Consider the following 18,705-nt stretch of genomic DNA (forward strand, 5'->3'; position numbering starts at 1 on the left):
TAAATATGGATACACTGTTAATGGCTCTGCGAGAGCTGAAGTTGTCGGCAATGGTACAGGCGTTGGAGACGCAACGCGAACTCCCGGGGAGTTATGGGGAGCTGGGGTTCGAGGAGCGGTTGTCGCTGATGGTAGAAGCGGAAAATTTGCATAGAAAAAATAACTACATATGCCGTATTCGACGGCAATCGCAAATGCGCTTGCAGGCAAAACCGGAAGATATTCGCTATATCCCTAGCCGAGGAGTGACACCGGAACAGATGCGAGATCTGCTAGGGGGACAATATTTGAAATATCAGAAAAGCATACTCATCACGGGGCCGACAGGTACGGGCAAAACCTGGCTCAGTTGTGCGCTTGGTGAGCAGGCATGCCGGCAGCAATATAGCGTGCGTTACTGGCGAGTGGGTCGGTTGCTGGCCCATCTTCACCAGTGTCAGGTAGACGGGACCTATCTAAAACAGCTTAAGCAGTTAGAAAAAATAGAGTTACTGATCTTGGACGACGTGGGCCTAGAATCAATAAGTCCGATGCAGGCAACGATACTGTTGGAGGTGATGGAAGATCGCTACGACAAAAGCAGCAGCATCCTGATCAGTCAACTGCCGGTGAAAAAATGGTATGGACTGATAGAAAACCCCACGATAGCTGACGCGTTACTCGATCGGTTAGTACACCCCAGCTATAGACTGGAACTTAAAGGTGAATCACTACGCAAAGTGCAAGGAGTAGCCAGCACAGGAAAAATAGACTAAACCCGGGTCAGAAGATGAGCGAACACGTGATCGAATATCACTGGAATGGGTGATCGGAAAATATCGGGAATAAGAGACCCTGTACACGATTCTGGACCCTGTACACGATTCTGTGTAAATGCCTTTTCTCAGAAGTGACCGTCCAGGCGGTCACCGAACTCGATAATAAAGCGGCTCATTGCCATGCGCCAGTCCCTCAAAGGCATTGTCCATTTCTGTGAGGCCGCCTGTATCGCCAGCCACACCACCTTTTTCACTGCGTCGTCGGTCGGGAACACCTTGCGCTTTTTGATGGCATGCCGGATCACGCTGTTTAACGACTCGATGGCGTTGGTCGTGTAGATCACCTTGCGGATGTCCGTTGGGTAGGCAAAGAACGTGGCCAGATTGGCCCAGTTTGCCTGCCAGCTTCGACTTATTTGCGGGTAGCGGATGTCCCAGGCACTGGAGAACGCTTCCAGCGCCTGCAAGCCGGCTTCTTCCGTAGGGGCCTGATAGATAGCTTTCAGGTCGCGGGTGACGGCCTTGTAGTCCTTCCAGGAGACGAACCGCAGGCTGTTGCGCACCATATGTACGATACACAGCTGGAGCCGCGCCTCCGGATACACCGCGTTAATAGCGTCAGGGAAACCTTTCAGCCCGTCTACGCAGGCGATAAGGATATCGTTCAGGCCGCGGTTTTTCAGCTCTGTCAGCACGTTCAGCCAGAACTTTGCGCCTTCATTTTCGGCCAGCCACATACCTAGCAACTCTTTCTGGCCTTCGATGTTGATGCCCAGCGCCAGGAACACAGATTTGTTGATGATGCGGCTGTCCTGCCGGACTTTTAGAACGATACAGTCAAGATAAACAATGGGATAGACTGCATCCAGAGGCCGGTTTTGCCATTCGACAACCTGCTCCATGACCGCATCGGTGACCTTTGAGACCAGCGCCGGCGAGACATCGGCGTCATACAGCTCTTTGAACGCGGCGGCGATCTCGCGGGTGGTCATCCCTTTGGCGTACAACGATAAAATCTGGTTATCCATCCCGGTAATCCGGGTCTGGTTCTTCTTCACCAGTTGCGGTTCAAAGGAAACCGTCACGATCGCGCGGAGTACGCAGCGCCAGCGGGCCATCGCCAGTGGTAACGGTTTTTGTGGAATAGCCGTTGCGGGCGTTGGTCCCCGGTTTAGGCTGATTTTTATCGTAGCCGAGGTGATGGGTCATTTCGGCATTGAGAGCTGCTTCGACGCTGATTTTTTTCAGCAGCCGATCGAAGTGACTGAGATCTTCAGGGGTTTTGAGATTTTTGGCCAGTTCGTTAGCCAGAGCCTGCAACTGTTTTTCGTCCATAAATTAACCTGTTTTTGATGTTGGATTGAACATATCAAAATCAGGCAAATACACAAATTTCTAAACAGGCTCGCGGAAAACAGCCCGGCGCTGTTTATTACCCGCATCAATCGCGACCAGCATGGCCGCATTATCGATTGCGATCTGGAATATTGGCGCTATGACGCCCTGCACGTTAGCGTTGAGGCTGAATAGCAGCGCCGTGGAGAGACGCAACATCGCTGTCTGCCGCGCAGACGCTGCGATGTCGGCGAGAAACCCTCTTAGCCTTGCCCCGGCGGCGAGGTGTTACCGCTAAAGCCAGCCGCACGCGGCGTAAAGCCTACGCCGTCGGTATCCCGCATGCGGCGTTAAGCCCAGGCTTCCGGCATCCTGCGGGAGCCGCCGCCTCGTCCAGAACACGCCAGGTACACGGTAAGGAGTCTATCGCCCCTTTCCGCCACGCCCGCGACGGCGAAACCGGGCGTTTAAAACGCGTCCGCCGGCAGGCGGAGCTGTCCGTCGGACGCGGTGACGCCGCCGTCTACCAGCAGGTTGACGCCGGTGATAAAACTGGCGTCATCGATGGCCAAAAAGGCCATCGCGGAAGCGACCTCACTGGCCTCCCCTGCACGCTCCATAGGGATACGCTGATAAAACTTCTCACAGGTTTCAGCGGCGAAACCCGCCGTCATACCGGTCATTACCAGGCTGGGGCACACGGAATTCACCCGTACGCCGTCGGCGGCATGGTCAAGCGCCATAGCGCGGGTGAGATTCACCACCGCGCTCTTGGCGGCGCAATAATGCGCGCCGCCCCAATCGCCGCCTAGCCCCGATACCGAGACATTATTGACAATGCAGCCGCGGCTGGCGATAAGATGCGGCAGCGCCAACGTCGAACAGGCGAGAACGCCGTCAATATTGACCGAGGCCACCTTATGCCAGTTGTCTAGGCCGCTTTGCAACACGGTTCCAGGTATCTGCACCCCTGCATTATTCACCAGCACATCTATGCGGGCATAGCGCCCCATCACCTGGCCTATCATGGATTCCACCGCCTGCCTGTCGGCCACATCCGCCTGCACCACCATATGCCGGTCGGGCGCCAGTCGCGCGGCCACGCGCTGTAGTTTATGCAGTTGGCGGCTGACCAGCACCACCGTCGCACCTTCCTGGGCGAAACGCTCCACCGCCGCCGCGCCGATACCGCTGGACGCACCGGTCACTACCACTACTTTCCGCTGAAAACGCATGGTTGACACTCCTTTGGGTTGTAACTCCTTTAACTAGCTGACGCAGGCTTCGCTTCCGGCAGCCTGCAGTTTGATACCACTAAAGCGGGCGACCAGCCCTGCTTTATCCGGACAGGCGGCGTAAACGCCCCACAGCAACGGCGCACGACCAACGGGAAAGGGGCAAAAATCCGCACTACCCGCAGACAACCGTCCGATCCGCCGGCCGAGAGCACCAGCGCCTCCTGGCGCAGACTGATTTTGAAAAATAGCCGCTGGGTCTGCCCCCCGGCCACTCCATCCCCGACCAGTCGGACAACCCCGCGCGCGTCGCCGCCACGCCGAGCCAAGTGGCATTATCCGGCTCGCGTTCCGCGCAAAATTTGATCCAATCGTCGGCGGACAGTCGGACCATCAGCCCGGCCTGGTCATAACAATGGCGCGGCCGGAAATGAACGCAGGCGCAAAGCTCGGCGTCGCCGCGAAATTCGCTCAGCAGCGCATGTCCATTGTCGGCGTTATGACCAAACCAAGTCTGTCGCCAGAAATCGGTGCCGGCGGCCGGGCATATCGACACCCCCGACGGCCCGATGAACATTTTGCCGGCAGGATTGAGCGCCACCATACGGCTATCGGGCGGACGAAGGGTAAAGGCCTCAGCGACCATCGGTACCGTCCTCCGCCCGGCGATCGAAAACCAGCAGCGACTCGACACCTTGCGCCAAGGCCGGTAACAGGATATCGTCGCTGACCGATTGATGATGGGGATGCGCCAAATAGGCCTCAAGCGCCGACCTATCCTCTAACCAAAGCGCTATCATATGGTGGAAGCCTTTATCGCGCTGCTCACGGCTAAGATTGTCGTACCAGCGCGCGCGTTTGATGCTCGGGATATGCGTCACCATATCCAGTAGCGCTTTGGCGACAGACTGAATCGTTTCTTGTGATGCATCCTGACGGAATTGCAAAAAGACGTTGTGCTCGAGCCTGTTTAGAAATTTGTGTATTTGCCTGATTTTGATATGTTCAATCCAACATCAAAAACAGGTTAATTTATGGACGAAAAACAGTTGCAGGCTCTGGCTAACGAACTGGCCAAAAATCTCAAAACCCCTGAAGATCTCAGTCACTTCGATCGGCGGCTGAAAAAAATTAGCGTCGAAGCAGCTCTCAATGCCGAAATGACCCATCACCTCGGCTACGATAAAAATCAGCCTAAACCGGGGACCAACGCCCGCAACGGCTATTCCACAAAAACCGTTACCACTGGCGATGGCCCGCTGGCGCTGCGTACTCCGCGCGATCGTGACGGTTTCTTTGAACCGCAACTGGTGAAGAAGAACCAGACCCGGATTACCGGGATGGATAACCAGATTTTATCGTTGTACGCCAAAGGGATGACCACCCGCGAGATCGCCGCCGCGTTCAAAGAGCTGTATGACGCCGATGTCTCGCCGGCGCTGGTCTCAAAGGTCACCGATGCGGTCATGGAGCAGGTTGTCGAATGGCAAAACCGGCCTCTGGATGCAGTCTATCCCATTGTTTATCTTGACTGTATCGTTCTAAAAGTCCGGCAGGACAGCCGCATCATCAACAAATCTGTGTTCCTGGCGCTGGGCATCAACATCGAAGGCCAGAAAGAGTTGCTAGGTATGTGGCTGGCCGAAAATGAAGGCGCAAAGTTCTGGCTGAACGTGCTGACAGAGCTGAAAAACCGCGGCCTGAACGATATCCTTATCGCCTGCGTAGACGGGCTGAAAGGTTTCCCTGACGCTATTAACGCGGTGTATCCGGAGGCGCGGCTCCAGCTGTGTATCGTACATATGGTGCGCAACAGCCTGCGGTTCGTCTCCTGGAAGGACTACAAGGCCGTCACCCGCGACCTGAAAGCTATCTATCAGGCCCCTACGGAAGAAGCCGGCTTGCAGGCGCTGGAAGCGTTCTCCAGTGCCTGGGACATCCGCTACCCGCAAATAAGTCGAAGCTGGCAGGCAAACTGGGCCAATCTGGCCACGTTCTTTGCCTACCCAACGGACATCCGCAAGGTGATCTACACGACCAACGCCATCGAGTCGTTAAACAGCGTGATCCGGCATGCCATCAAAAAGCGCAAGGTGTTCCCGACCGACGACGCAGTGAAAAAGGTGGTGTGGCTGGCGATACAGGCGGCCTCACAGAAATGGACAATGCCTTTGAGGGACTGGCGCATGGCAATGAGCCGCTTTATTATCGAGTTCGGTGAACGCCTGGACGGTCACTTCTGAGAAAAGGCATTTACACAGAATCGTGTACAGGGTCGATCAGCTGTTCCGGCGACATCCGATCAGTTATTCTGATATTTTCCGATCACCCATTCCAGTGATATTCGATCACGTGTTCGCTCATCTTCTGACTCGGGTTTAGTCTATTTTTCCTGTGCTGGCTACTCCTTGCTCTTTGCGTGGTGATTCGCCTTTAAGTTCCAGTCTATAGCTGGGGTGTACTAACCGATCGAGTAACGCGTCAGCTGTCGTGGGGTTTTCTATCAGTCCATACCATTTTTTCACCGGCAGTTGACTGATCAGGATTCTGCTGCTTTTGTCGTAGCGATCTTCCATCACCTCCAACAGCATCGTTGCCTGCATCGGACTTATTGATTCTAGGCCCACGTCGTCCAAGATCAGTAACTCTATTTTTTCTAACTGCTTAAGTTGTTTTAGATAGGTCCCGTCTACCTTACACTGGTGAAGATGGGCCAGCAACCGACCCACTCGCCAGTAACGCACGCTATATTGCTGCCGGCATGCCTGCTCACCAAGCGCACAACTGAGCCAGGTTTTGCCCGTACCTGTCGGCCCCGTGATGAGTATGCTTTTCTGATATTTCAGATATTGTCCCCCTAACAGATCTCGCATCTGTTCCGGTGTCACTCCTCGGCTAGGGATATAGCGGATATCTTCCGGTTTTGCCTGCAAGCGCATTTGCGATTACCGTCGCATACGGCATATGTGGTTATTTTTTCTATGCAAATTTTCCGCTTCTACCATCAGCGACAACCGCTCTTCGAACCCCAGCTCCCCATAACTCCCCGGGAGTTCGCGTTGCGTCTCCAACGCCTGGACCATTGCCGACAACTTCAGCTCTCGCAGAGCCATTAACAGTGTATCCATATTTATTCTCCTTAGTAATAACTGTCCGGACCTCGGAGGTTTTCGTGAACCAGCATTGATACGCCGGCTCCGTCCTGGGTGACCTCACTTTCACGACCGTGTTTCAATACGTTGGCTATGAAAGAGCGGTTAATGCACCCTTTCTCCAACGCCAGCGAGCAGGCCTTCTCCAGTCGCGTCGTCTCATAGCGCCGTTGCAGATTGAGTAGTCCCAGCACGGAGCGGTAAGCCTGCTCCGGATGGGCTTTGCTCTTTTGGATGGACTCGACCACTTTCAGTGTGCACACACCCACCGACAGCGCCCAACTGCACAGCCTTTCCGGCGTCCACTGACTCTGCCCCTTATGGTTAGCCGGCATGTGCGCCGCCTGAGTCGTGTGCCTATAGGCGTTATCGCTGCGAGGGTGCGTAGCCACGCAGACGCCCTTATGGTGGATTTGCACCAGCCGTTGGGTGGCGATGACGTCAACGCGCTCGCCAACCAGCGGATGCGGCACCGAGTACCAGTTTTTGCCGTAGTCTATGTGGTAATCAGGTCCCACTCGGGCAACGAGATACTCACTGTATTCCCATTGTGTGGGCGGTAGAGGCCCAAGAGCCGGTTTGTCCAGCTGCTCGAAGCGTTCAAGGCGACTTTGTCCGCCGTAATGACGCATCGGGCGCAAATTCAACTCATGATTGAGTTCTCGTATCACCTGGTTGAGTTCGGCCAGCGAGTAGAACCTACGTTTACGCAACCGGGCCAAAACCCAGCGTTCTACCAGCTGCACAGTTAATTCTGCCTTCGCCTTGTCTTTCGGTTTTTTCGGGCGTGCCGGTAGCACCACTGTCTCATAGTGATTTGCCAGCGCCTGGTAGCTCTGGTTTATGACCGGCTCATAGCGGTCAGGGGTGCTGACAGCGCTGCGCAGATTATCAGGTATCATCAGCTCCGGAACCCCACCCATGAAGTGCAGGCAGCGGCTATTGGCGTTGAGCCACGATGCCATGTCCTGGCCTTCGCAGGCTTCGATATACGCATAGCCTGACACGCCCATGGCAGCGACGAAGATAGCGACCTGGCGTACGCTACCGGTCGCAGGGTTGACGATAGGTACGGTGGGGCCACAGAAGTCGATGAAGAGCTTTTCGCCAGCCTTGTGCTCCATGCGCATGGAACGCCGCTGCTTCTTTTTCCAGTCACGGAACAGTGCACAAAACTGTGAGTAACCGAGGGCATCACCGCCCACGGCGGACTGATATTCCATCCAGAGCAGCTGCTTGGTCATGCCCTTGCGGCTTAACTCGGTATCGATATCAAGCCAGCTGGGTAAGGTATTGATAACTTTTCCGGATTTGCCGGGATAGAGCAGGCGGTCGAGGTCGACGGGGGGACAGTTCCGCCGGCAATGGCCAGACCAGGTTAGCTACCGTGAATCGGCCGAGGATATCGTGCACGGTAGTACAGCCTATGCCGAGCGCTGCTGCGATAGTGCGATTCGAGCGACGCTGCTCGAATTTCATACGTAACACATTAATATAGATGCATATTTCCGTTCTCGCTTTCTTCTTTTTACGTGCCATGCCCCCGGAAGCTAAAAGTCTCCAGAGTATGGCGGAACAGAAGATGAGCGATCGGACAGAATCGGAATCGCTGATCGGGCGACCGGAATCAGTGATCGGGTGAAATCGGAATCAGTGATCGGATGTGACCGGAACCAGCAGGTACCCGCTGTTGCGGAAGAAATACCGCCTGCCATCATCATCGCCCCTGTCAAAACAGTTAATTTTTTCATCTTCACATACCTTTATTTTAATGATTTCACCGCACTGCCGATGAAACCTTCTCACTGATATCGCTAAAATTTGCCAGGGTGTCATAAATGACTTTGCCGCTCTGGTGACGTTTTGATTTTTACGGGGTAACGCTTCGCTGGTAAAAGGCGCGACCATATCGATGGTTAATGCTTGTTGGCCGTCTGCCAGCGCTTTATTCACCGTGATAAAATAGGGCGTTGGGTTCTTAACCGTTAATTTCCCACTTTGATAAAACCATTCGAGCTTTTTCCAGGCATCGCCTCTATCCGCGGCAACCCCTTGCGGCCGGAAAAAGGGTTTAATGCGCGTCTGCATCGCTAGCGGCTTTGTTGAATAAATCGAACTTTTAGGTGACTGGCGGCTCTGATCACTACATTCGTTTCAACATCAGGTCCCCATGGCAAAGCAAAAGTTTAAAATTACCAACTGGCCCGCATACAACAATGCGCTCAGGCAGCGGAGGGACCTGACAGTATGGCTTGATGAGTCAGCCATTGCTGCATGGACTGAGAGTACACCACCTGAACATCGTGGCCGGCCGCTTCACTACACCGATATGGCCATTACCACGGTTCTGATGATAAAGCGCGTGTTTAACCTTTCGCTCCGGGCGTTACAGGGTTTCGTTGACGCAATTTTTAAACTGATGGGGCTGTCGCTGCGCTGCCCAGATTACTCTCTGGTCAGCCGGCGAGCAAAAACCGTCGACATCAGCATAAAAACGCCAACCCGCGGCGCACACCTGGTCATCGATGGCACCGGCCTGAAAATCTTCGGCGAAGGCGAATGGAAAGTCAGGCAGCATGGGGCTGAGAGGCGCAGAGTATGGCGCAAGCTTCATCTGGCAGTAGATAGCGCGACACATGAAATTATCTGTGCCGATTTATCGCTAAGCGGTACGACAGATGCGCAGGCGCTGCCCGGGCTGATTAACCAAACCCACCGGAAAATCAGGGAAGCGTCGGCTGACAGTGCTTACGATACGCGTTACTGTCATGATGCTCTGCTGAGGAAAAAAATAAAGCCGCTTATCCCACCGCGAAGTGGTGCGCAATATTGGCCAGCTCGATACCATGAGCGTAACCATGCGGTGGCAAATCAGCATCTGAGCGGCAATAACGATACCTGAAAAAAGAAAGTAGGTTATCACCGGCGTTCACTGGCTGAAACGGCCATGTTCCGGTTTAAAACACTTCTGGGTGGTCATCTGAGTCTGCATGACTATGACGCGCAGGTAGGTGAGGCTATGGCAATGGTCAAAGCGCTTAACCGGATCACGCTGTTAGGAATGCCAAACAGCGTCCGCATCATGTAACAATCGCCCTGATAGGGAGGAAGTCGTCACAAATTTCGGATTTATTCAACAAAGCGTCGCTAGCAGTAAGTCGGAGCTGGCATCATTAGTATCAACTTTGGGGATTTCTTTCACGTTAAGCCAAAATAATTTCTCGCTGCTGCCTTGACGCACTTTGGGATCCACAACATTTATACGCAGCGTGACTTTATGGTGCGCTTTTATTTGCGCTACCGGCGGCTCCACCATCAGATTTTCTTGTGGTTTGCCCGCGCTGTTCTCCAGCCAACTTTGCATCAAATAATCATCATCGGTAGGGTTTTCTACCACGATGGAGGCGGATTGTTCGCCGGCGGGGAAAATCAACCGCGTGCCGTCGAGGATCAATGCGGCTTTGGCTGAGAATAAAGGCGTAGCTAACAGCATGACCGGCAGAATAACGCCACCGAGTCGACGAAAAAAGATAGACATAATATCTCACCGTTTTAGATGGAGTGACTACATGTAGAGGTAAACCGGAGGGTAAGAGTAAACTTAATAGGTTGTCGTGCTAATCTGGGATTACGGCTCTCTACGTCTGATAATTGCCTATCCCTGCCCATCTATATATGGGCGGTATTATCAACCTTTCTTTCTAAACCAATTCTAAATGAAAATGATTGCCATATTCTATAATTGTTAAATATGCAGCGAAATTGTTGCCCTTGCCGCGAGTGGCCCTAAGGGGCTTTGTTGAATAAATCGAACTTTTAGGTGACTGGCGGCTCTGATCACTACATTCGTTTCAACATCAGGTCCCCATGGCAAAGCAAAAGTTTAAAATTACCAACTGGCCCGCATACAACAATGCGCTCAGGCAGCGGGGGGACATGACAGTATGGCTTGATGAGTCAGCCATTGCTGCATGGACTGAGAGTACACCACCTGAACATCGTGGCCGGCCGCTTCACTACACCGATATGGCCATTACCACGGTTCTGATGATAAAGCGCGTGTTTAACCTTTCGCTCCGGGCGTTACAGGGTTTCGTTGACGCAATTTTTAAACTGATGGGGCTGTCGCTGCGCTGCCCAGATTACTCTCTGGTCAGCCGGCGAGCAAAAACCGTCGACATCAGCATAAAAACGCCAACCCGCGGCGCACACCTGGTCATCGATGGCACCGGCCTGAAAATCTTCGGCGAAGGCGAATGGAAAGTCAGGCAGCATGGGGCTGAGAGGCGCAGAGTATGGCGCAAGCTTCATCTGGCAGTAGATAGCGCGACACATGAAATTATCTGTGCCGATTTATCGCTAAGCGGTACGACAGATGCGCAGGCGCTGCCCGGGCTGATTAACCAAACCCACCGGAAAATCAGGGAAGCGTCGGCTGACAGTGCTTACGATACGCGTTACTGTCATGATGCTCTGCTGAGGAAAAAAATAAAGCCGCTTATCCCACCGCGAAGTGGTGCGCAATATTGGCCAGCTCGATACCATGAGCGTAACCATGCGGTGGCAAATCAGCATCTGAGCGGCAATAACGATACCTGGAAAAAGAAAGTAGGTTATCACCGGCGTTCACTGGCTGAAACGGCCATGTTCCGGTTTAAAACACTTCTGGGTGGTCATCTGAGTCTGCATGACTATGACGCGCAGGTAGGTGAGGCTATGGCAATGGTCAAAGCGCTTAACCGGATCACGCTGTTAGGAATGCCAAACAGCGTCCGCATCATGTAACAATCGCCCTGATAGGGAGGAAGTCGTCACAAATTTCGGATTTATTCAACAAAGCGGCCCTAAGGTTAAAGGCGTTGGTTAATGTTAGGTAGGTGAATACGACGGCTTTGTTGAAAGAGAAAACGAAATGTTATCGCATCTTGAATAAGGCGAGCGTATTTTTTACATGCGGTCTGCGGTATAGGTTCAGCGTTATAAAGATCCCCAGCCCAGAAGCGGGGTAGGTACGGCGGTCAGTCCGCTGTGCCGCAACTGGCGTCAATACTATTACGGGCGGGTGCGGCGCTCGCTTCTGCCGCTGTCGCGTCTTTCGGCGTGCCGCCAGCCGTGCAACCAAGGCAATTGCGTTAAAGGTGATAAAGGAAAGCAAGGCTAGCCGATTCCGCGATAACGGCAGCCTGGATGCGGAGAAATGAACAGGACCTACGGTGCGCCGAAGGGGAGCGCTAGCCTGTCTGTGCCGGGTTATTTAAGAAAAAGGGGATGTGCCAAACGCGTGATCGGAATGAAAAGGCGTCGCTGGCGCAGGGGAGGGGAATGAGGATACAGCGTAGGGAGTGCGTGAAGCGATGAGGAAGGAGCGAGCTAAACATGAGGTGTACATTAGCTGCTCCGCAAAAACTATTCGCTGTTTACCGTGGTATTGCCGGATTGGCACCCTACCACCATCATACCCGTCGCAACAAAAAACGGCAGACTCGCTCCCGATGGAAACGCTATGGAGAGACTAACGCCTGCGGCGAGCAAATTTAATACGAGAGGAAACTTATTCGCCAATTTGCACAAATTATGACAAATCGGCACAGCCATTTTTAAACCGCAATTGGCAACCGAGCAAATTCGCGAAGCAAAAGCGGAAAGATCATCGTAGACCATGACCTCTGTTGCTAAAGGAACGATGTCATTTCGGGTAATAGCGGGGCCGTCTGGAAAATAAGCAGGGAGTGAATTCATAAAAATTATCCATAATTTAGTTGAATTTTCCTTAATAGTCTCTGTTTCCCAAGGCGGGTAAAGCGGTGTGGACGCTACACCAATGCGAAATCAGAGGGTTATCGTTGATGATTGTCTTCACTCTGGCGCCGTTATGCAAGCGCTGGCATGCATAACGGCGGGTCACGTCACATTCTCATTTTTTGTTAGAGGTTAAATTATGCCTAAGAAATAGATAAATTAGCAATATTACGCGCGATTAAATCTAAACCACGGGGAATATGTTCTATTCCCCAAGGGGCGCCATTGCGAAGAGGATCATCTCCGGTTATGTCTAAATTATTTTAAATTCTCACCACGACCGTGCGGTGCATCATAAATATTCCGTCAATGCGCGGTAATAACCTAAAGGGGCCGTGATGATGACGGTGCAAAAGCATTTCAATCTATGCAGGCAATAAGGCCAAAAAAATGAACATCGACGCGCCGATAAAAGAGGGGCGCCCCGACACCAACATGGGGTGAAACCTCGTGGCTAAGACAAAGCCAAATAGAAGTCGCTGAGCCTTAGCCGATGCCCGGCAGGGATTCTGCGTCACGTGTTGTCTTTTTCCTCCTCGGCGTGCTGTATGAACACCACTGTTAGCCAAATGGCGCGCGGGTGTGGACGATGCGTAAGAGGCCCACGCGCGAACCGCTGAAGCCAGCAGAGCAGGCGCTTAATGGCAAGCGTGGCCGTAGGCGGGCGGTACGGTCAGTGTGGCACCTATCTCTGCAAGGGACGGCGGGCGCGAAGGGATTCAGGGCTGCGGATATCGGTACAGCAAATTTTCGCGGGGGAATGAAGATACGCCGGGCGGCAAGCGTGGCGGAAGCGGTGGGCCAGGAGATACAAAGCAAAAAAGGTGTGATGCCGCTAAGCAAAACACCTTTTAAATGAGCCCGTACCGGATTCTGTGTAAATACCTTTTCTCAGAAGTGACCGTCCAGGCGGTCACTGAACTCGATAATAAAGCGGCTCATTGCCATGCGCCAGTCCCTCAAAGGCATTGTCCATTTCTGTGAGGCCGCCTGTATCGCCAGCCACACCACCTTTTTACACTGCGTCGTCGGTCGGGAACACCTTGCGCTTTTTGATGGCATGCCGGATCACTCTGTTTAACGACTCGATGGCGTTGGTCGTGTAGATCACCTTGCGGATGTCCGTTGGGTAGGCAAAGAACGTGGCCAGATTGGCCCAGTTTGCCTGCCAGCTTCGACTTATTTGCGGGTAGCGGATGTCCCAGGCACTGGAGAACGCTTCCAGCGCCTGCAAGCCGGCTTCTTCCGTAGGGGCCTGATAGATAGCTTTCAGGTCGCGGGTGACGGCCTTGTAGTCCTTCCTGGAGACGAACCGCAGGCTGTTGCGCACCATATGCACGATACACAGCTGGAGCCGCGCCTCCGGATACACCGCGTTAATAGCGTCAGGGAAACCTTTCAGCCCGTCTACGCAGGCGATAAGGATATCGTTCAGGCCGCGGTTTTTCAGCTCTGTCAGCACGTTCAGCCAGAACTTTGCGCTTTCATTTTCGGCCAGCCACATACCTAGCAACTCTTTCTGGCCTTCGATGTTGATGCCCAGCGCCAGGAACACAGATTTGTTGATGATGCGGCTGTCCTGCCGGACTTTTAGAACGATATAGTCAAGATAAATAATGGGATAGACTGCATCCAGAGGCCGGTTTTGCCATTCGACAACCTGCTCCATGACCGCATCGGTGACCTTTGAGACCAGCGCCGGCGAGACATCGGCGTCATACAGCTCTTTGAACGCGGCGGCGATCTCGCGGGTGGTCATCCCTTTAGCGTACAACGATAAAATCTGGTTATCCATCCCGGTAATCCGGGTCTGGTTCTTCTTCTTCTTCACCAGTTGCGGTTCAAAGGAACCGTCACGATCGCGCGGAGTACGCAGCGCCAGCGGGCCATCGCCAGTAGTAACGGTTTTTGTGGAATAGCCGTTGCGGGCGTTGGTCCCCGGTTTAGGCTGATTTTTATCGTAGCCGAGGTGATGGGTCATTTCGGCATTGAGAGCTGCTTCGACGCTGATTTTTTTCAGCAGCCGATCAAGATCTTCAGGGGTTTTGAGATTTTTGGCCAGTTCGTTAGCCAGAGCCTGCAACTGTTTTTCGTCCATAAACTAATCTGTTTTTGATGTTGGATTGAACATATCAAAATCAGGCAAATACACAAATTTCTAAACAGGCTCTTTTAAATCAGGGCGATATGAACTAATTAGTTCATGCCGTATTTTTTCAGTTTCTTACGCAGGGTGCCGCGGTTGATGCCCATCATCTGTGCCGCGCGGGTCTGATTGCCGCGGGTGTATTGCATCACCATGTCCAACAAAGGCTGTTCTACTTCAGCCAATACCAGCTCATACAGGTCGTTGACGCCCTGACCGTTCAATTGAGCAAAATAGTTCTTCAGTGCTTGCTTTACCGAGTCACGCAGGGGTTTTTGCGTTACCTGATCCTGAGAGTTAACGGTGGAAACGGTCAGTACGTCAGAATTTACGCGTTGTTCGAACATAGTTCTGTCTGCTCTTTTTTCTATTACGTAAGATTTGCAAAGTATGCCTCCAACGCCTCCAGCTGTTCGCTGGCATCCTCAATGGCGTTGAATGTGCGCCTAAACTGGTTGTCGGGGGCATGCGCCTGTAATGACCAGGACACGTGCTTACGAGCGATGCGGAATCCCTTGCCTGGACCATAAAAGTCGTGCAATTTCCTGACATGCTCCATCAACAAATACTTCACTTCGCCTAACGGCAGCGGCAGCAGCAGTTCCCCCGTATCCAGATAATGCTGGATTTCCCGGAAGATCCAGGGTCTTCCCTGAGCGGCGCGGCCTATCATCAGGGCATCCGCCCCGGTGTAATCCAGCACCGCTCTGGCTTTCTGCGGGTCAGTAATGTCCCCATTGGCGATAACCGAAATGGAAACACACTGCTTAACTACCCGAATACTGTCGTACTCCGCGTCGCCGTTAAACAGGCAGGCGCGAGTGCGGCCATGAATCGTGATGGCCTGTATACTACAATCTTCGGCCAATTGGGCAATTTGTACACAATTTCGGTGATCCGGCGCCCAGCCTGTGCGAATTTTCAGCGTCACCGGCACGTCGACGGCATGCACCACCGCCATCAGGATCTGCTTTATCAGATCCGGATATTGCAGCAATGCGGAGCCCGCCAATTTCCGGTTCACTTTCTTGGCTGGGCAACCCATATTGATATCAATCAGCTGCGCGCCGTTCGCCACGTTAATGACGGCGGCGGCGGCCATATCAGCAGGATTGCTACCGGCAATTTGCACCGCCCGGATACCGGGTTCATCACTATGTACCATGCGCAAACGCGACTTATCCGTTCGCCATACCTCGGGGTTCGAGGACGGCATTTCCGAAACCGTCATTCCCGCTCCCATCGCGTGACATAAGGCTCTGAACGGGCGGTCTGTCACACCGGCCATCGGAGCCGCAATCAGGCAATTAGCGAGCTGGAGGTGTCCAATACGCATAGACAAAGAGAGACCATACTGTGTCCGCAAGGGCGCGTATATTACGCATTTTTTTCATCAGATGAAAGGCCAAACTTTGAACAATACCGTGTCTGCGATCAATGATTTCGGTCTTTTACGCGCGGGTAATACACTTTTTTCATTAAATACATAACGTTAACAAAACTAGTCTATTTTGTGCGTTAACAAATTTTTCCTCACCCCGCCGCGCCGCGCGAGCATATCATTAAAGCGTGGCTGACCGCGGCGCGGACCTGGCGGCGTCGCGCCCCGGTTCGCCTTTAGCGCCGCTGGCCGGTAATGCGGCACCACTCGTCTTTTTCGGCCACCGGATCGAGGGCGAAAGCTGCGGCATACGCCTGCGCCACGCTCTGTGCCTGGCTGGCCAAAATGCCGGACAGCCCAAGAAAGCCCCCCGGCCGCGGTAAATCAATAATGAGCGGCGCCAGTTCGCGCAGCGGTCCGGCGAGGATATTCGCCACCACCACGTCGGCATGCAGCTCCCGCGGCTGCGCTTGCGGCAAATACAACGCCAAACGGTCCGCCACGCCGTTACGCTGAGCGTTGTCGAGGCTGGCCTGAATCGCTTGCGGGTCGATATCTATGCCGATAGCCTGCGCCGCGCCCAATTTCAGGGCGGCGATGGCCAGAATGCCCGAACCACAGCCGAAATCGATTACCGTCTTGCCGCGCAGGTCAAGACCGTCCAGCCATTGCAGGCACAACGCTGTCGTCGGATGCGTACCGGTACCGAAGGCCAGGCCCGGTCCAGCATCACATTGACCGCCTCAGGGTCCGGCACTGGGCGCCAGCTGGGGCAAATCCAGAGCCGTTCGCCGAAGCGCATGGGATGAAAATTGTCCATCCATTCCCGCTCCCAGTCTTTGTCCTCCAACTGCTCGATTTTATGGGCGAAACCGGCGCCCAGCAGCGGATGGCCCTGGAGAGCGTCCACGACGGCCGTCATATCGGTCTCGGCGTCATACAGGCCGATTCGGTATCTCCCCATAAGCGCGTCTCGCCCGGTAGGGGCTCATATACGGGGGTATCGTGGGTATCTTCAAAAGTAACCGACACCGCGCCGCTTTCCGTCAGCGCGTCGCTCATGGTATCGGCCAGTTGGCCGGTGGTGGTGATTTTCAGTTGTATCCAAGGCATAGCGGTTCTCGTCATAATGATGAAACGGGGATGGTGGCCGGCCGTCCAAAACGGTTGCCCGCCAGGAACGCCAGCAGGCTTAGCGCCAGCGCCAGTACGATCGGGTGAAAGCCGCCCGGCTGCAGGTTGAAACCGGCCAAGAGGGCATAGCTTGCGCCGCCGGTTATCATGCTGCTCAAGGCGCCGGCGACGTTGGCCCGCTCCCAGTAAAGACCTAGCACCAGCGGCCACAGAAAGACCGCTTCCATGCCGCCGAACGCCAGCAGGTTGAGCCAAATGATCATTTCCGGCGGACGCCAGGCGGCCAGCAACAGCAGCAGGCCCAGCACCAGCGTGACCAGGCTGGATATGCGCTTTAGCCGGCGTTCGTTGGTCGCCTGCTTGGGCTGTAGGCTCAAATAGAGGTCTTTGATAATGGTGGCTGAAGATTGCAACAATTGCGCGTTAATCGTCGACATGATGGCCGCCAGCGGCGCCGCTAGAAAAATGCCCGCCAGCAGCGGCAGCAGCAGTTGCACCATCAGGGTAGGAACCACCAGGTCGGGCACGTTCAGTCCGGGCAATACCGCGCGTCCCAAGGCGCCCGCCAAGTGCATGCCCAGCATTAATACCCCTATCACCACCGTGCCGAGGATCATGCCGCGGTGGACCGCTTTACTGTCGCGATAGGAGATGCAGCGCACCGCGGTATGGGGAAGGCCGATGACGCCGAAACACACCAGGATCCAAAACGAGGTCATGAATTTTGGCGAGAGGATGCCATCCACGCCCGAGGGTGAAATCAGCGCCGGATCGATGTGCCGCAATGTTGCCACCGCCGCGCCCATACCGCCTGCGGCATGGACCACCGCCACCAACAGGATGGCGGTGCCCAGCAGCATCACCAACCCCTGGAAGGCGTCATTGAGCACGCTGGCGCGAAAGCCGCCGAAAGCGGTATAGAGCGCGATACTGATGCCGAAAATCAGCAGACCGGTATCGTAAGGGATGCCGGCGGCGGTTTCCAGCAGGCGAGCACCGCCGACAAATTGCACCGTCATGGCGCCGATAAACGCCACCAACAGGCTGACGCTGGCCAACCATACCAATAGCGGGCTACCAAAGCGGGCCAGAAGCATGTCGTTAAGGGTGACCGCGTTATAACGCCGGGCCAGGATGGCGAATTTCTTGCCCAGGACACCGAGGGATAACCATACCGCCGGCAACTGAATTATCGATAACAGCACCCAGCTAAGACCATATTTATATGCCGCGCCCGGGCCGCCGATGAACGAGCTGGCGCTGATATAGGTGGCGGTGATGGTCATCGCCAGCACAAAACCGCCCATGGACCGGTTGCCGAGGAAATATTCCTGCAAAAAATTGCCCTGTGCGCGCTGGCGGAAGGCATACAACGAGAGCAGAAACACCAGCGCCAAATAGGCGACCAGCGGCACTATCACTTCACTGCGCATCGCCGTCCTCCAGCGAAATATCGCGATAGATAATCCGTACCATTAGCCAGCATAGGCCGATAAACAGCAGAGGTACCCACAGACAGGCCATTTCAAACCAATGGGGCAGTCCGGTGATACCCGGATCATTATCCGGCAGGTAAGCCGCCAGTAGCCAGGCGGCCAGATAAGCCAGGGTCAGACCGAAAGCCCACCGTGCTTCGCGGTGAGCCTGGAGGAATCGTTTGTCCATAATGACCTTCGCCAAAAGAAGTTAACGCTTGCGGCTTTGTTGAATAAATCGAACTTTTAGGTGACTGGCGGCTATGATCACTACATTCGTTTCAACATCA

Annotated in this window: 13 protein-coding genes and 7 pseudogenes; 5 read left to right on the plus strand and 15 right to left on the minus strand. The window is 54.1% G+C overall.

Translation table 11 applies throughout. The features are described from left to right. Positions 1-5 precede the first annotated feature (5 nt). A complete protein-coding gene (istB, locus tag SOPEG_RS19790; protein ID WP_025246632.1) occupies positions 6-755 on the plus strand; it encodes an IS21-like element ISSoEn3 family helper ATPase IstB in 750 nt (249 codons plus the stop codon). A gap of 128 nt (positions 756-883) precedes the next feature. Here the strand turns inward: istB (SOPEG_RS19790) and SOPEG_RS19795 are convergent. Then, positions 884-2,093, minus strand: a pseudogene (locus SOPEG_RS19795) (IS256-like element ISSoEn2 family transposase). 78 nt (positions 2,094-2,171) lie between these two features. Between SOPEG_RS19795 and SOPEG_RS25525 the strand changes: the two are divergent. Next, positions 2,172-2,288, plus strand: a pseudogene (locus tag SOPEG_RS25525) (MFS transporter); the annotation flags it as partial. 272 nt (positions 2,289-2,560) lie between these two features. Here the strand turns inward: SOPEG_RS25525 and budC are convergent. The 3 genes from budC to SOPEG_RS19815 form a co-directional block, all read right to left on the minus strand. Beyond that, on the minus strand, positions 2,561-3,328 hold the full coding sequence (budC, locus tag SOPEG_RS19805; protein WP_025246633.1) for a meso-2,3-butanediol dehydrogenase: 768 nt from the start codon (positions 3,326-3,328) through the stop codon (positions 2,561-2,563). A gap of 175 nt (positions 3,329-3,503) precedes the next feature. Then, a complete protein-coding gene (locus tag SOPEG_RS23490; RefSeq protein WP_025246634.1) occupies positions 3,504-3,974 on the minus strand; it encodes a DUF1349 domain-containing protein in 471 nt (156 codons plus the stop codon). Beyond that, on the minus strand, positions 3,964-4,338 hold the full coding sequence (locus SOPEG_RS19815) for a Dabb family protein (RefSeq protein WP_081743074.1): 375 nt from the start codon (positions 4,336-4,338) through the stop codon (positions 3,964-3,966). Before SOPEG_RS19815 ends, SOPEG_RS23490 begins: the two co-directional genes overlap by 11 nt. Positions 4,339-4,362: 24 nt before the next feature. Here SOPEG_RS19815 and SOPEG_RS19820 point away from each other — a divergent pair, with 24 nt between their 5' ends. After that, positions 4,363-5,571, plus strand: coding sequence for an IS256-like element ISSoEn2 family transposase (locus SOPEG_RS19820; RefSeq protein WP_025246636.1), 1,209 nt, complete (start codon positions 4,363-4,365; stop codon positions 5,569-5,571). Positions 5,572-5,706: 135 nt separating this feature from the next. On the opposite strand, the pseudogene istB (SOPEG_RS19825) reads toward SOPEG_RS19820, so the two are convergent. From istB (SOPEG_RS19825) to SOPEG_RS23495, 3 genes and pseudogenes are all read right to left on the minus strand, one after another. After that, positions 5,707-6,456 (minus strand): annotated as a pseudogene (istB, locus tag SOPEG_RS19825) (IS21-like element ISSoEn3 family helper ATPase IstB). Between the two features lie 11 nt (positions 6,457-6,467). Beyond that, positions 6,468-8,019, minus strand: a pseudogene (gene istA, locus SOPEG_RS19830) (IS21-like element ISSoEn3 family transposase). Positions 8,020-8,130: 111 nt separating this feature from the next. Then, positions 8,131-8,568, minus strand: coding sequence for a fimbrial biogenesis chaperone (locus tag SOPEG_RS23495; protein WP_025246638.1), 438 nt, complete (start codon positions 8,566-8,568; stop codon positions 8,131-8,133). Between the two features lie 82 nt (positions 8,569-8,650). Between SOPEG_RS23495 and SOPEG_RS19840 the strand changes: the two are divergent. Beyond that, positions 8,651-9,568, plus strand: a pseudogene (locus tag SOPEG_RS19840) (IS5 family transposase). A 45-nt stretch (positions 9,569-9,613) separates the two neighbouring features. On the opposite strand, the gene SOPEG_RS19850 reads toward SOPEG_RS19840, so the two are convergent. Continuing rightward, a complete protein-coding gene (locus SOPEG_RS19850) occupies positions 9,614-10,018 on the minus strand; it encodes a fimbrial biogenesis chaperone (protein WP_025246640.1) in 405 nt (134 codons plus the stop codon). A gap of 329 nt (positions 10,019-10,347) precedes the next feature. Here SOPEG_RS19850 and SOPEG_RS19855 point away from each other — a divergent pair, with 329 nt between their 5' ends. Beyond that, a complete protein-coding gene (locus SOPEG_RS19855; RefSeq protein ID WP_025246641.1) occupies positions 10,348-11,265 on the plus strand; it encodes an IS5-like element ISSoEn1 family transposase in 918 nt (305 codons plus the stop codon). A gap of 621 nt (positions 11,266-11,886) precedes the next feature. Here SOPEG_RS19855 and SOPEG_RS27990 read toward each other — a convergent pair. From SOPEG_RS27990 to SOPEG_RS19890, 7 genes and pseudogenes are all read right to left on the minus strand, one after another. Next, the gene (locus SOPEG_RS27990) at positions 11,887-12,219 is read right to left on the minus strand and encodes a hypothetical protein (protein ID WP_148297147.1); all 333 of its coding nucleotides are present in this window, start codon (positions 12,217-12,219) and stop codon (positions 11,887-11,889) included. A gap of 951 nt (positions 12,220-13,170) precedes the next feature. Next, positions 13,171-14,377: pseudogene (locus SOPEG_RS19865) on the minus strand (IS256 family transposase). A gap of 98 nt (positions 14,378-14,475) precedes the next feature. Next, positions 14,476-14,772, minus strand: a complete 297-nt coding sequence (gene fis, locus SOPEG_RS19870) for a DNA-binding transcriptional regulator Fis (protein WP_025246643.1) — start codon at positions 14,770-14,772, stop codon at positions 14,476-14,478. A 23-nt stretch (positions 14,773-14,795) separates the two neighbouring features. Next, positions 14,796-15,761 (minus strand): tRNA dihydrouridine synthase DusB, encoded by a 966-nt coding sequence (gene dusB / locus SOPEG_RS19875; protein WP_038469127.1) that lies wholly within the window; start codon positions 15,759-15,761, stop codon positions 14,796-14,798. Positions 15,762-16,042: 281 nt separating this feature from the next. Then, positions 16,043-16,919, minus strand: a pseudogene (gene prmA / locus SOPEG_RS19880) (50S ribosomal protein L11 methyltransferase). Between the two features lie 11 nt (positions 16,920-16,930). Further along, a complete protein-coding gene (gene panF / locus SOPEG_RS19885) occupies positions 16,931-18,373 on the minus strand; it encodes a sodium/pantothenate symporter (protein WP_025246644.1) in 1,443 nt (480 codons plus the stop codon). Further along, positions 18,363-18,605 carry a YhdT family protein gene (locus tag SOPEG_RS19890; protein ID WP_025246645.1) on the minus strand — a complete coding sequence of 81 codons (243 nt, stop codon included), beginning with the start codon at positions 18,603-18,605 and terminating at the stop codon, positions 18,363-18,365. The genes panF and SOPEG_RS19890 overlap by 11 nt, the downstream gene beginning before the upstream one ends. Positions 18,606-18,705: the final 100 nt, after the last annotated feature.

Origin of the sequence: Candidatus Sodalis pierantonius str. SOPE (genome assembly GCF_000517405.1) — a bacterium.
GTDB lineage: Bacteria > Pseudomonadota > Gammaproteobacteria > Enterobacterales > Enterobacteriaceae > Sodalis_C > Sodalis_C pierantonii.

Bases quoted from the DNA above. Each gene is read 5' to 3' on its own strand.
- istB (WP_025246632.1), top strand. From the start codon at position 6: ATGGATACACTGTTAATGGCTCTGCGAGAGCTGAAGTTGTCGGCAATG.
- budC (WP_025246633.1), bottom strand. From the start codon at position 3,328: ATGCGTTTTCAGCGGAAAGTAGTGGTAGTGACCGGTGCGTCCAGCGGT.
- SOPEG_RS23490 (WP_025246634.1), bottom strand. From the start codon at position 3,974: ATGGTCGCTGAGGCCTTTACCCTTCGTCCGCCCGATAGCCGTATGGTG.
- SOPEG_RS19820 (WP_025246636.1), top strand. From the start codon at position 4,363: ATGGACGAAAAACAGTTGCAGGCTCTGGCTAACGAACTGGCCAAAAAT.
- SOPEG_RS23495 (WP_025246638.1), bottom strand. From the start codon at position 8,568: ATGCAGACGCGCATTAAACCCTTTTTCCGGCCGCAAGGGGTTGCCGCG.
- SOPEG_RS19850 (WP_025246640.1), bottom strand. From the start codon at position 10,018: ATGTCTATCTTTTTTCGTCGACTCGGTGGCGTTATTCTGCCGGTCATG.
- SOPEG_RS19855 (WP_025246641.1), top strand. From the start codon at position 10,348: ATGGCAAAGCAAAAGTTTAAAATTACCAACTGGCCCGCATACAACAAT.
- SOPEG_RS27990 (WP_148297147.1), bottom strand. From the start codon at position 12,219: ATGAATTCACTCCCTGCTTATTTTCCAGACGGCCCCGCTATTACCCGA.
- fis (WP_025246643.1), bottom strand. From the start codon at position 14,772: ATGTTCGAACAACGCGTAAATTCTGACGTACTGACCGTTTCCACCGTT.
- dusB (WP_038469127.1), bottom strand. From the start codon at position 15,761: ATGCGTATTGGACACCTCCAGCTCGCTAATTGCCTGATTGCGGCTCCG.
- panF (WP_025246644.1), bottom strand. From the start codon at position 18,373: ATGCGCAGTGAAGTGATAGTGCCGCTGGTCGCCTATTTGGCGCTGGTG.
- SOPEG_RS19890 (WP_025246645.1), bottom strand. From the start codon at position 18,605: ATGGACAAACGATTCCTCCAGGCTCACCGCGAAGCACGGTGGGCTTTC.